At 35.8% G+C, this 13,025-nt stretch carries 16 protein-coding genes; 5 read left to right on the top strand and 11 right to left on the bottom strand.

The window, feature by feature from the left end; translation table 11 throughout:
• Positions 1-53 precede the first annotated feature (53 nt).
• From ACZ76X_RS19535 to ACZ76X_RS19515, 5 genes are all read right to left on the bottom strand, one after another.
• Positions 54-488 (bottom strand): DUF3920 family protein, encoded by a 435-nt coding sequence (locus tag ACZ76X_RS19535; RefSeq protein WP_098671174.1) that lies wholly within the window; start codon positions 486-488, stop codon positions 54-56.
• A 257-nt stretch (positions 489-745) separates the two neighbouring features.
• A complete protein-coding gene (uptA, locus tag ACZ76X_RS19530) occupies positions 746-1,339 on the bottom strand; it encodes an undecaprenyl phosphate transporter UptA (RefSeq protein ID WP_164691188.1) in 594 nt (197 codons plus the stop codon).
• Positions 1,340-1,418: 79 nt separating this feature from the next.
• A complete protein-coding gene (locus ACZ76X_RS19525; RefSeq protein WP_000380217.1) occupies positions 1,419-2,618 on the bottom strand; it encodes a cation:proton antiporter in 1,200 nt (399 codons plus the stop codon).
• Positions 2,619-3,116 (bottom strand): cation:proton antiporter regulatory subunit, encoded by a 498-nt coding sequence (locus tag ACZ76X_RS19520; RefSeq protein ID WP_001026071.1) that lies wholly within the window; start codon positions 3,114-3,116, stop codon positions 2,619-2,621.
• Positions 3,117-3,171: 55 nt separating this feature from the next.
• A complete protein-coding gene (locus ACZ76X_RS19515; RefSeq protein ID WP_479851427.1) occupies positions 3,172-3,345 on the bottom strand; it encodes a hypothetical protein in 174 nt (57 codons plus the stop codon).
• Positions 3,346-3,526: 181 nt separating this feature from the next.
• On the opposite strand from ACZ76X_RS19515, the gene ACZ76X_RS19510 reads away from it, so the two are divergent.
• The 3 genes from ACZ76X_RS19510 to ACZ76X_RS19500 all read left to right on the top strand — a co-directional run bounded on the left by ACZ76X_RS19510 (position 3,527) and on the right by ACZ76X_RS19500 (position 6,264).
• The gene (locus ACZ76X_RS19510) at positions 3,527-4,960 is read left to right on the top strand and encodes an alanine/glycine:cation symporter family protein (protein WP_479851426.1); all 1,434 of its coding nucleotides are present in this window, start codon (positions 3,527-3,529) and stop codon (positions 4,958-4,960) included.
• Positions 4,961-5,172: 212 nt separating this feature from the next.
• A complete protein-coding gene (locus ACZ76X_RS19505; protein ID WP_048528223.1) occupies positions 5,173-5,613 on the top strand; it encodes a Dps family protein in 441 nt (146 codons plus the stop codon).
• 453 nt (positions 5,614-6,066) lie between these two features.
• The gene (locus ACZ76X_RS19500) at positions 6,067-6,264 is read left to right on the top strand and encodes a hypothetical protein (protein ID WP_479851425.1); all 198 of its coding nucleotides are present in this window, start codon (positions 6,067-6,069) and stop codon (positions 6,262-6,264) included.
• Between the two features lie 17 nt (positions 6,265-6,281).
• On the opposite strand, the gene ACZ76X_RS19495 is transcribed toward ACZ76X_RS19500, so the two are convergent.
• Both ACZ76X_RS19495 and ACZ76X_RS19490 read right to left on the bottom strand, forming a co-directional pair.
• Positions 6,282-6,563 carry a hypothetical protein gene (locus tag ACZ76X_RS19495; protein ID WP_479851424.1) on the bottom strand — a complete coding sequence of 94 codons (282 nt, stop codon included), beginning with the start codon at positions 6,561-6,563 and terminating at the stop codon, positions 6,282-6,284.
• A 118-nt stretch (positions 6,564-6,681) separates the two neighbouring features.
• The gene (locus ACZ76X_RS19490) at positions 6,682-7,260 is read right to left on the bottom strand and encodes an LOG family protein (protein WP_048528219.1); all 579 of its coding nucleotides are present in this window, start codon (positions 7,258-7,260) and stop codon (positions 6,682-6,684) included.
• A 73-nt stretch (positions 7,261-7,333) separates the two neighbouring features.
• Between ACZ76X_RS19490 and ACZ76X_RS19485 the strand changes: the two genes are divergently transcribed.
• Both ACZ76X_RS19485 and ACZ76X_RS19480 read left to right on the top strand, forming a co-directional pair.
• Positions 7,334-7,657 (top strand): MazG nucleotide pyrophosphohydrolase domain-containing protein, encoded by a 324-nt coding sequence (locus tag ACZ76X_RS19485; RefSeq protein WP_001990794.1) that lies wholly within the window; start codon positions 7,334-7,336, stop codon positions 7,655-7,657.
• Between the two features lie 53 nt (positions 7,658-7,710).
• Positions 7,711-8,217, top strand: a complete 507-nt coding sequence (locus ACZ76X_RS19480; RefSeq protein WP_000949392.1) for a ferritin — start codon at positions 7,711-7,713, stop codon at positions 8,215-8,217.
• 25 nt (positions 8,218-8,242) lie between these two features.
• Here ACZ76X_RS19480 and ACZ76X_RS19475 read toward each other — a convergent pair whose 3' ends face one another.
• The 4 genes from ACZ76X_RS19475 to ACZ76X_RS19460 form a co-directional block, all read right to left on the bottom strand.
• A complete protein-coding gene (locus ACZ76X_RS19475) occupies positions 8,243-8,476 on the bottom strand; it encodes a hypothetical protein (protein ID WP_479851423.1) in 234 nt (77 codons plus the stop codon).
• Between the two features lie 88 nt (positions 8,477-8,564).
• Entirely contained in the window at positions 8,565-9,746 is a 1,182-nt protein-coding gene (locus ACZ76X_RS19470) for a NupC/NupG family nucleoside CNT transporter (protein ID WP_479851422.1), read from the bottom strand.
• Between the two features lie 350 nt (positions 9,747-10,096).
• Positions 10,097-11,278: a NupC/NupG family nucleoside CNT transporter gene (locus tag ACZ76X_RS19465; RefSeq protein WP_000673853.1), complete on the bottom strand. Its 1,182-nt coding sequence runs from the start codon at positions 11,276-11,278 to the stop codon at positions 10,097-10,099.
• Between the two features lie 296 nt (positions 11,279-11,574).
• Positions 11,575-13,014, bottom strand: coding sequence for an alanine/glycine:cation symporter family protein (locus ACZ76X_RS19460; protein WP_479851421.1), 1,440 nt, complete (start codon positions 13,012-13,014; stop codon positions 11,575-11,577).
• Between the last annotated feature and the right edge of the window lie 11 nt (positions 13,015-13,025).

Below are 13,025 nucleotides of genomic sequence, written 5' to 3'. Positions count from 1 at the left end.
ACTTATTTTTAGTAAGTGCAAAAGAAAGCACAGCGCCATTTCTCCACTATGCTTTACATTAACTTTCTATTTTTATATTCATCTAACTTCCTCTCCGCGAACTTTCTCGCATCTTTCTCAATCCATCTATCTTCGTACAATTCACTTCCAACATACAATATGTCTCTCTTATGTTGCATTGCATGGCGAAATTCATGCAGTAGTGTTTTGAGCACTTGCTCATACTCTTCCCACATACAAACAAAAATTAATTGTTTTTCTTTATGATAAAAGCCACCTACTGGGAATAAAAATTCCTCTTCTTCTTCTCCTAATGATAGAAGAACATGATTCGCATCACACGTATCACAAAAAATAACTGGCGTTTTACATACTTCAATGAGTGAAAACAAATCGTCTCTAAGTCTTTTGACATCCCAAGGAAGCTCCGAATCCAACACATACCAATTCTCCACCTGTTGATATACATTTTGAAACTGGAGTTCCATTTCTCTTTATTCCCCTTTCCAAGCACCCTTTTTCTATATGTATGCCACAATATGGTAAATATTAAACGTATTCTTTCATCCTTGAAAAAATTCCAATAAAGTGAAACTTTAATCAGCCCTCACCAATCGGACTTTTATGGGCAGCCCGACCCCCACCTAACTTCTTTGCTCTCGCTGCACTTTGAGGTGGGGGTCTTACTGCCCATTAAAGTGGGATAAAAAAGGAATCTATGCCGACATAGATTCCTTTTTCGTAATCACTTTTTTTTCATCATTTTTTTTAATACAAAGTAACCAATTGCACAAACAATAGCAGCAAGTGCAAAGTATTTCACATATGGCCCAGCGACTTTATTAATACTTTCCCACTCTGTTCCTAATTTAAAACCTAAATATACAAATACAATTGACCACGGAATAACAGCTAATGTAGTTAGCGTAATAAACTTAGCATGTGACATCTTTGCAATACCCGCTGGTATCGAAATAGCATGACGCACAACCGGAATAAAACGTGCTGTAAAAATAACACCAGTTCCGTAACGATTAAACCACGATTCCGCATAATCAATATGTTTCTTCTGAATTAAAATATATTTTCCATATCGCTCAAGAACAGGTCTTCCTCCGTATCGACCGATCCAATAAATGAATAGTTGCGCGATTACACCACCAATTGTACCGAATGCGACAGCGCCCCAAAATGTAATGCTTCCTGTTGATACTAAATAACCTGCATAAGATAATACAATCTCACTTGGGATAACCTCTAGCATTAATCCAAGCATAATTCCCCAATAACCAAGTCCTTCTAGAAAAACTAAAACAGAATGAATCAACTCTCCTAACATCATGTACCTCTCTTTACTGTTTTCATTGCAAAAAATAAAAGTACAAGCAAGAAATATCTTGTACTTTTATTTTTTTAATTTAGTTAGCCTTCGTATCCCACTTAAAGATTTTATTTAAAAATTTATATACATTCTTTGACTCTTTCGTCAAAAGTGGACCTAAGATGGATAGTATAAGCACGTATAGTGCTGAGAATGGTTTCAAGACTGACATTAAACCACCGGCGATACCGATATTGGCCATAATGATGGAGAATTCTCCTCTTGAAACGATTGTTAATCCAATATTTGTTGACGCTTTATGAGATAATCCAGCTTGTCGCCCTGCAATCATCCCTGCAACAAAGTTTCCGATGATTGTAAGAAGAACAGCACCTAACGTTAACCATATCGCTCCGCCTAATGAAAACGGATCAATACTTAATCCGAAACTGAAGAAGAAAATAGCTCCGAAAAAGTCTCTAAATGGAACAACGAGATGTTCAATTCTATCGCTATGCTCTGTCTCAGAGAAAACTAATCCTAATAGAAGTGCTCCAATTGCTTCGGCAACGTGAATTGTTTCCGAGAATCCTGCAATAAAGAATAAGGAAGCAAATACTACAATAATGAAAATTTCATCCGAACTAATATTGAGCAGTTTATTTAATAACGGCGTCGCCTTTCTAGCTACAATAAAGAATAGAAGCATGTATCCTAAAGCAATTCCAATTGAAGTCAGAGCACCTAGGAAGGAAGCATGATCCCCTAAAACTAAGCCTGAAACGACTGATAAATATACAGCAAGGAATATATCTTCAAACATGATAATTCCTAAAATTAATTCGGTCTCATTATTACCAGTTCTTCTTAAATCCACTAACACCTTTGCAACGATAGCGCTAGAAGAAATCGTAATAATACCCGCAATAATTAAGATTTCTAGTAAAGGGAATCCCATTATAAATCCGTATAATAACCCAAGTGAAAAGTTAATTAAAATATAGATCGTTCCGCCAATTGCAATAGAGCGTCCAGATTTAATTAGTTTTTTCATCGAAAACTCTAACCCTAGATAGAACAGAAGGAACAGAACCCCAATCCGTCCAAGGAAGGAAATGACACTTGCACTTTCAATAAACTTGAAATCGATCACACCTATTGTCGGCGCATGTGGTCCTACTAACATCCCAAGAACAATTAGAAACGGAATGACTGAGAATTTAAACTTTCCAGCAATTACTGCCGCAATTGCAACTAATACTAACGCTGTACCAACTTCAAAAATTAACGTATCCATCTAGTCAGTCCCCCTATTCGAAAGTAACTCATTAATAATTTTTTTAATTTCTTCTCTCTCGCCTGAAACTACAAGCATATCGCCTTCTTCAATTACCGTTTCTGGCCCTGGATTAAATAGCTTTTTCATATTCTTTTTCATAACTGCAATGATCGTTACGCTATATGTTTTTCTTATTTCAAGATCACCGATTGTTTTTCCAAGCGCTGGAGCAGCATTCTCCACTTTAAACCATTCAATCGCTAAACCTTCAAATACCATTTCAACATTTTCTAATGCTCTAGGCTTGTATACCATTCCACCTAATATTGCTGCGATTTGTCTTGCCTCTGAGTCACGTAACGAAATACTTGAGATACTTTCTTCATGGTCCGAATCAAAATGATACATTTCTCTACGCCCATCATCATGAATAACAATCACCATCTTTTCGTTACCTTTCGTAACGATTTGAAACTTATAACCAATACCTGGAAGTTCACTTTCTCTAATATTCATATTTAGCTCCTCCACAACATCATTTATTTGAAATTTCTGTTTTTCTGTCTTTTATTCATCCAATCAACTTTAGAAATTCTAATCCTTCAGGATACTTATGACCTGGAAATCTTTTATTGTAATAATAAGTGGCTCCTAAAAAGATACTTACAGATGTAATGATAAAAAATATATTACTTCTCATTTTCAAACTTTTAAGGCTTACTTTCAATAAAGTTTCTTCTTTCAAATTATCCCCTCTTTCTCGCTTTACATTTAGTTTTTTAAAATGTAAATAATTCTAAAAATATTACGATGTAACATAATCATAACACAAAATGTATTTATGTAACATGATTTTTTAGAAAAATTGATTCTCGTATATTTTTTGCATATAATTTTCTTATTACGGAAAAAAGGAAGTGTATTATATGGTTGATATCTTTAGCAGATTCCTTGAGGTAACGAATAATATTTTATGGTCATATATTCTTATTGCAATGCTAATCGGCTTCGGTCTTTATTTCTCATTTAAATTAAAATTCGTCCAAATTACTCATTTCGGTGAGATGGTCGGTTTAATTAGTAAAGGATTTAATCGAAAAGAAAAAAAGAAAGATAGCATCTCTCCATTCCAAGCATTTTGCTTAAGTGCAGCAGCACGTATCGGTATCGGAAATTTAGCTGGTGTAGCATTAGCCATTTCAATGGGTGGACCTGGCGCAGTATTTTGGATGTGGTTTATCGCCATCCTTGGAGCAGCTACTAGTTTCGTAGAATGTACGCTCGCGCAAATTTATAAAGTAAAAGATGGAAGTAGATTCCGTGGTGGACCAGCATATTACATGGAAAAAGGATTAAACAAACGCTGGATGGGTGTTTGGTTCTCACTTCTTATTACAGTTGCGTACGGATTAATTTTCAATTCTGTACAAGCAAATACAGTAACAATAGCATTTGAAAATGCTTTTGGATTTGAGCGAACTCTCGTAGGAGCTCTATTAGCTTTATTAGTAGCAGTTATTATTTTCGGTGGTATCAAGAGCATTTCACGTATTACAGAAATGATTGTTCCTCCAATGGCAATTATTTATATTGGTGTGGCTATTTTTGTCGTTATTAACAACTTCACTATGTTACCAAGCATTTTTATAGAAATATTTAATGGTGCATTCGGTTTAGACCAAGCTATCGCTGGTGGTATTGGAGCAGCAATCAAGTTCGGAATTCAGCGCGGTCTATTCGCGACAGAAGCAGGTATGGGTAGCTCTCCTAACGCAGCAGCAACATCAGATGTATCTCATCCTGTAAAACAAGGACTTGTTCAAGCATTGGGAGTTTTCGTAGACACATTCTTAGTATGTACATCAACAGCGTTTATCGTATTATGTTCTGGACTTTACAAAGGATCGAATTTAGAAGGGATTGAATTAACACAAAATGCATTAAGCTCACAAATTGGACCGTGGGCAAGCACTTTCTTAGCGATTATTATTTTCCTATTCGCTTTCAGTTCTTTACTAGGAAACTACTATTATGGTGAAACAAATATCGCATTCATTAAAGAAAGCAAAGCATGGTTAATGATTTATCGCGTTGCAGTTGTCGGAATGGTATTCTTCGGATCAATTGCTGCTCTTAAAACCGTTTGGAGTTTAGCTGATTTATTCATGGGACTAATGGTATTCACAAACTTAATTGCCATCTCATTCCTAAGCAAATTCGCCTACGCAGCATTAGTAGACTATATTAAGCAAAGGAAACAAGGAAAAGATCCTGTTTTCGTTGCAAGTTCTATCCCTGGCTTACAGAATACAGAATGCTGGGATGGACAGGATATAGAAGAAAATAAAAAAGCTGTATAACATTTAAGAGTGGAAGTGGCTCGTTTAGAACAAAAGCTATATATCAAAGCAAATCCCTATTACTCCACGGTAATAGGGATTTTTATTTACACAGTTCATAATTTGTTCAAATTAATTCCGGCAAAAGGGTTGATTTATATCAATTACTAGATTATAATAATTATAAATTAGTAATTGATATCACATAACAACTCAAAAGGAGATTGATCATAATGAACAAACAAGTAATCGAAGTATTAAACAAACAAGTAGCAGACTGGAGCGTTTTATTCACAAAATTACACAACTTCCATTGGTACGTAAAAGGACCGCAATTCTTCACATTACATGAGAAATTCGAAGAGCTTTATACAGAATCAGCTACTCACATCGACGAAATTGCAGAACGCATTTTAGCAATTGGTGGTAAACCAGTAGCAACAATGAAAGAATACCTAGAAATATCTACTATTCAAGAAGCAGCATACGGAGAAACTGCAGAAGGGATGGTCGAAGCAATCATGAAAGACTACGAAATGATGCTAGTCGAACTGAAAAAAGGCATGGAAATCGCTCAAGACTCTGACGATGAAATGACATCTGACCTACTACTAGGCATTTACACAGAACTAGAAAAACACGCTTGGATGCTACGTGCGTTCTTGAATCAATAATAGATTTTAAAGCGGAAGCGGCTTGCTCAGAATCGCAGAGCACTTCAAGCTCTCGACCTTGAAGCGATTTTTGCTTCGAGCGAGAGAGCGAAATGACCGGAGATTTTAGCCGCTGGAGCTGGATATCATTAAAAGCGGAAGCGGCTCGTTCAGAGTCGCTTTTTTCTATGCGGTTGTCGCGCGTGCTGGCACATGAAATTTATATCAACGATTTTTCAAATATATCGACGATAACTCATAATATATCAACGATTTTTTCATTATATCGACGATTCGACACAGGATATCGACTTACCGACAAATCACGACAATATCAGCACCCCTCTCCCCTACTTTTATCAATATATTACAATCCTCTTTATGTTAAAATATAGAAAACACCCTTTCGTAAAATAGATCCAAAAAGCTTTTCCATATTCATCATTTACTACTTAAATGGCGGGAGTGGTTCAGTTGAAAGACTACTTAATTAGAGCGTTTTTTGCGTTAATAACAGTTGGGATTGTCTTACTTATAGCTAATATTTTCAACATACGTATCGAGGTAAAAGACTATGCTTTCCTCGTTGTTATAGCAATTGGTGGCGGCTGGGGTGGCTGGTACCTGTATAAAAAACAAAGTAATCAAAATGATAAAGGCATTCCAAAGTAATACGGAATGCCTTCTTTTTATTTCCGTCTATAATAAATAATAAAATTCAAACCATTAATACAGCCAATCGTAATAAACATACAAAACGATTGTGCATCTCCACCTAAATTATACTCATCAACAATAAACCCAGACATAAACAACGTGATTGCGGAAACACCGATACATAGTATCGAAATAAACCAAAGCGAAAACGCATTAATGAGCTTTTTCTTCTGCATTGAAACAATTAGCATAACAAGAATAGATGCTGCTAAAATACATTTAAAAACCGGCCTTAAATACACAAACTCCTCCATCTATTTCTCCTTTTCCGAAAACATAATACCTCAACATTAACATATTTAACCAAATTAAAAACACATGCCTTTTCAATATAAAATGACATGTGTTTCCAAAAAACTTTATAATTTTGTATTATGATAACTGCTTCCACTTCGTTCCTAAAACAGGTCGCTCGTAATTTTGGATCTCATGAATTAGTTTATCTGCCGTCTCAGCTGAAACGATCAACTCTTTATTTGACGGATTCATAAATCCTTCTTCCGCTGCGCGTTCAACCATTTGCAAAATCGGTCCGTAAAAGTCTTTTATATTCAATAAACCAACCGGCTTATTATGTATACCAATTTGTGACCAGCATACTACTTCAAATAACTCTTCAAACGTTCCGTATCCGCCTGGTAATGCGATAAAAGCATCCGCAAGTTCTGCCATTTTCGCCTTGCGCTCGTGCATCGTTTCTACTTCAATTAATTCTGTTAATCCTGTATGCACAATTTCTCCTCGGAATAGACCGCGCGGCATAACACCTGTTACACGTCCTCCTAAACGAAGAACTTCATTCGCTACTTCTCCCATTAATCCAACGCATGAACCACCGTATACAAGCTCATAATCGTTCTCAACAAACATTTTTCCTAACGCTATTGCCTGCTCTTTAAATTCTGGTCTCTCCCCTAAGTTGGAACCTGCAAACACACAAATCTTTCTCATTCCTACACCCCGAAACTATATATTGTTATGATACAATGAACATTGTACAACATATTGAGGGGATGAGGAAGAAATGGATATCGTTGCATTTCAAAGATGGGTTGAGGAATTTTACGAAAAACGAAGCTGGTCACAGTATAATGCCTTTATTCGGTTAAATTTCTTAACAGAGGAAGTTGGGGAAGTTTCACGCGTTGTTCGCGCTATTGAAATCGGTCGTGATCGTCCTGATGAAGACGCTAAGACAGAAGAAGAGCTAAAACAAGAACTAAAAGAAGAACTTGGTGATGTACTATCTAATCTTATTATTCTTTCACAAAAATATGATTTAGACCTGCAAGACATTATGGAAGCACACGTCACAAAGCTTTCGAAAAGGTTCGAAACATCTAAATGAGAATATTATCAATTATGGTATAATATTTTTGTCACAATACTAAGGGGGATTTTATGTTATCTAAAAAATTGCACGACGCATTAAACGATCAAATGAACTTTGAATTTTACTCTGCCCATGCTTATATGGCGATGGCTGCTTACTGTACAGCGGAGAGCTATGATGGATTCGCTAACTTTTTCCTTGTACAAGCTGAAGAAGAACGTTTCCACGCAATGAAGCTCTACAACTACATTAATGACCGCGGTGAGCGCGCTATTATTACTGGATTCGATAATCCTAATAATGAATATGAATCTGTACTGAACGCTTTTGAAGTAGCACTTGAGCACGAGCGTGAAGTAACGAAGCGTATTTACAACTTATCTGATATTGCTTGGGATGAGCGTGAGCACGCAACAATTACATTCTTAAAGTGGTTCGTCGATGAGCAAGTAGAAGAAGAAGCTTCATTCGATAGCATCATTCAAAAATTAAAACGTATTACAAGCGATTCGAACGCATTATTTATGCTAGACGCTGAATTAGAGAAACGTACATTTACGCCTCCAGCTGAATAATATTTCAATCACCTTAATGAATGTATTAAGGTGATTTTTTCATTTCTCCTCTCAGCTCAATAACCTTAGCCAAATCCTTCTTATAAAACTCTGAAACCTTTTCAACAAAATCACTATGAGTAAAAGTCCCATCGCCTTCTTCTACTATGCTTAAATACCCATATATAAATTTCAAAAACGCTCTAGCATCTTCATCAGTTAATTGATCAATGTTCTCTATAATCTCATCAAACTCCCTTAAACTATCCGCTTCTTTCACCCTAATTCCCCCTCTCTATACTATTTATCATACCAAAATAAAAAAGCCGTTCATCTCTCTAGACGAGAAATGAACGACTTCTTTACTATTAAAGCATAACCCCAACGATAATCGCTGATAATATACTTACTAACGTTGCACCGTATACAAGTTTTAATCCGAATGAAGATACAACGTTTGCTTGTTTGCCATCGATACTCTTCGTTGCACCTGCGATAATTCCGATAGATGAGAAGTTCGCAAATGATACAAGGAAGATAGATAAAATACCTACTGTACGAGCTGATAAATCACCAGCTACTTTACCAAGGTCAAGCATTGCAACGAATTCGTTCGTTACTAATTTCGTTGCCATAATTTGTCCTGCTGTTAGCATCTCTGATGTTGGGATACCCATTACGAATGCTAATGGTGAGAAAATGTATCCTAAAATGCTTTGGAATGTGATGCCGAAAATTGAATCGAATACACCGTTAATTGCTGTAATTAATGCTACGAAACCGATTAACATCGCCGCTACTGTTACAGCGATAGAGAAACCAAGCATAATATATTCGCCTAACATTTCAAAGAATGTTTGTTTTTTATCTTCTTGTAATTCTAAAATGTCGTCTTCTTCTTTCACGTCATATGGATTAATAATATGAACGATAATGAATCCACTAAATAAGTTTAATACTAGTGCTGTTACTACATATTTTGGATCAATCATTTTCATGTAAGAACCGACGATTGACATCGATACTGTTGACATGGAAGATGCACAAAGTGTGTATAAACGATTTTTTGGTAGTTTGCTTAATTGATCTTTTACTGTAATGAATACTTCCCCTTGACCAACAATTGCAGCTGCTACCGCATTATATGATTCTAGTTTTCCTAAACCATTAACTTTACTTAATAGGAAACCGACTGCACGAATGATAATCGGTAAAACTTTAATATGTTGCAGGATCCCAATTAGTACTGCTAAGAAAATAATTGGTAATAATACTGTTAAGAAGAATGGTGCTTGTCCATCATTTGCTAGACCACCAAATACGAAATTAACCCCTGCTTCCGCAAATTTTAAAATAGCGCCAAACCCATCTGCAATCCCTTTTACTAATACAAATCCGACCTTTGTATTTAGTAAGAAATACGCAAGTACCAATTGAATGACAAGCATAAGTGCAATTGGTTTATATTTAATTTTCTTACGATCTGAACTGATAAGGAAACCTAGTACAAATACTACAAGTAAACCGACTAGAAACATTACTATTTTCATATGTGAATCCTCCTCTTCTCCCATGAGTTATCGGTCGTACAACGTATAACGAATGACGTCTGACCATTGATGTTAAAAAAATTTAAAACCCCTAAATATGATTCAACTGTTATCTAAAATCAGTAAGCGTTTACATAAATTGCAATTTATAAAAGGTAGCCTCTTCTCTCCTACCATATTTGAAAGTCTGAAATTGATACCACCTACAAATCAAATTGTAAGCGTTATCTAGACGAAATGCAATATAAATTTTAAAAGATTTTCATATGTTAATATATTCCTAATTAATTGGTTTTTTCATGCAAATTTACCATAAAAATAGCCCTAGCTATGAGCTAGAGCCATCTTTTTTATAACATAACACCAACGATAATTGCTGATAGAATACTTACTAATGTCGCACCGTACACAAGGCGTAGACCAAATGATGATACAACATTTGATTGGTTTTCATCGATACCTTTCGTTGCACCTGCAATAATGCCGATAGATGAGAAATTCGCAAATGATACAAGGAACACAGAAAGAATTCCAACTGTACGAGTTGATAAATCACCCGCTACTTTTCCAAGATCAAGCATCGCAACAAACTCGTTTGATACTAATTTTGTTGCCATAATTTGTCCCGCTGTTACCATCTCTGCTTGCGGGATACCCATTACGAATGCTAATGGTGAGAAAATATATCCTAAAATAGCTTGGAATGTAATGCCGAACATGGAATCAAACAAGCTATTAATTGCTGTAATTAATGCTACGAAACCAAGTAACATTGCTGCTACTGTAATCGCGATTGTGAAACCAAGCATAATATATTCACTTAACATTTCAAAGAATGATTGTTTTTTCTTATTTTCTAATTTCAGTGTATCTTCTTCTTCTGTAATATCATACGGGTTAATAATATGAATGATAATGAAACCACTAAATAAATTTAATACAAGTGCTGTTACTACATATTTCGGTTCGATCATTTTCATATAAGAACCTACGATTGACATTGATACTGTCGACATGGAAGATGCACATAATGTATATAAACGATGTTTTGGGATTTTACTTAATTGATCTTTTACTGTAATAAATACTTCCGCTTGTCCAACAATAGCAGCTGCTACTGCGTTATATGATTCTAGTTTTCCTAGACCATTTACTTTACTTAACAACGTACCAATAGCACGAATAAATATCGGTAAAATTTTAAAGTGTTGCAGAATTCCGATTAAAACGGCAAAGAATACGATTGGTAATAACGCTGTTAAGAAGAATGAAACCTCTCCTTTATTAACAAGGCCACCAAATACAAAAACGATTCCAGCTTCCGCGTATCCAAGCAGCGCGCCAAATCCATCTGAAATTCCTTTTACTAAAATATAACCAACTTGCGTATTTAATAAGAAATAAGATAGTGCTAGCTGAATAACAAGCATAATTGCGATTGGTTTGTACTTAATCTTCTTTCGATCGGCACTTATAAGAAAACCGAGTACAAATACAACGAGTAATCCTACAAGAAACATAACAAACTTCATTAATAAAATCCTCCATTTAACTCTTCATTAACGTTGAACGTCTGACCACTCAAAATAAGAAATAATCCGAACTTTCCATTTCTCCTCCAAAACCTTCAATCGAATAGGAAAGATCATAAAACCTCTTGTTTCAAAGGCATTTATCATTCTAACACAAATCACATCTCATATCCGCACTTTTCTTAAAAAAATTACATTTTATTATAAAACACTCATTAATGTTCGTCTTTTACCACCAACAAATATCTGGATAAAACAAAAAAATGAGCATCAAGTTTCACTTGATGCTCATCTCATTATACTGCTTTTTCTTTATCAGCTACTCGCTCTTCCCAGCACTCTGTATTTTTCAGGCCTGGAATAGAATTCGCATAGAATACCGGATCTTTTCCTTGTTTCTTTTGCTTTACGTAATCTGATAATGCCGCAAAAGCATACTTAGAAAGGAATACAATCGCAACTAAGTTAATAACAGCCATAATACCCATGAACAAATCTGCTAAATCCCAAACGATTTGAATTGTTGCTACAGATCCTAACATAACCATACCAAGTACAGCAATACGGTATGCCGTTAATAACACTTTACTTCCATTTAAGAATTCAATATTCGTTTCACCATAGTAGTAGTTACCTACTAATGAACTAAATGCAAACAAGAAAATTGCAACTGCTACAAATATAGACGCCCACGGTCCGATATGTTGGCTTAACGCTTGCTGCGTTAATTGAATACCATTTAGATCAGCTGCATTATGCACATCTGATAAAAGAATAATAAATGCTGTACAACTACAAATTAATAATGTATCTGTAAATACCCCTAAAGTTTGAATGAAACCTTGTTTAACTGGGTGCGTTACGTTTGCAGTCGCAGCTGCGTTCGGCGCACTACCCATACCCGCTTCATTTGAGAATAATCCGCGTTTTACCCCTAATAAAATCGCAGCTCCTAATCCTCCGCCTACTACTTCTTTAATTCCGAAAGCATGTAAGAAAATTTCCTTAAATACATATGGAATTGCCGTAATGTTTGTTACAACTACGAATAATGCCACTGCTACATAAATAATTGCCATTACCGGAACAATCATTTCAACCGCACGTGCAATACGCTTTACTCCGCCGAAGATAATAACTGCAAGTAAACCAGCCATTACAAGACCTACTAACCTACTATCTGTTTTGAATGCCCCATCAAAAGCAGCAGCTACAGTATTAGACTGTACAGCGTTAAAAATCAATCCAAAACTTACTGTTATTAAAACAGAGAAAATAGCTCCAAGCCAGCGCTTATTTAATCCTTTTTCCATATAATAAGCTGGACCACCACGGAACGTATTCCCATCTTTCACTTTATAAATTTGCGCTAATGTGCTCTCTACAAATGCAGAAGCACCCCCAATTACCGCGATTAACCACATCCAAAATACTGCTCCTGGTCCACCTGCCGAAATTGCGATAGCTACACCAGCTAGGTTACCAGTACCTACACGAGAAGCTGTACTCATACAAAAAGCCTGGAACGATGATACACCGCTCTTCTCTTTTTGTGCTTTCCTCGTTTTCGAGCTTGCCCCATCCCCAAGCAATCGAATCATTTCACCGAAGTAACGAACTTGGACAAATTTCACACGAAACGAAAAGTAAAGTCCTAACCCAATTAACATCGCAATAATGATATATGACCAAAGGACATTATTTATATCCCCAATTACCTTAGCTAAAAAATCCATAATTGCATTGC

The sequence above is a fragment of the Bacillus sp. BC05(2025) genome (assembly GCF_056725905.1).
This window is presented reverse-complemented; position numbering and strand designations above follow the sequence as displayed.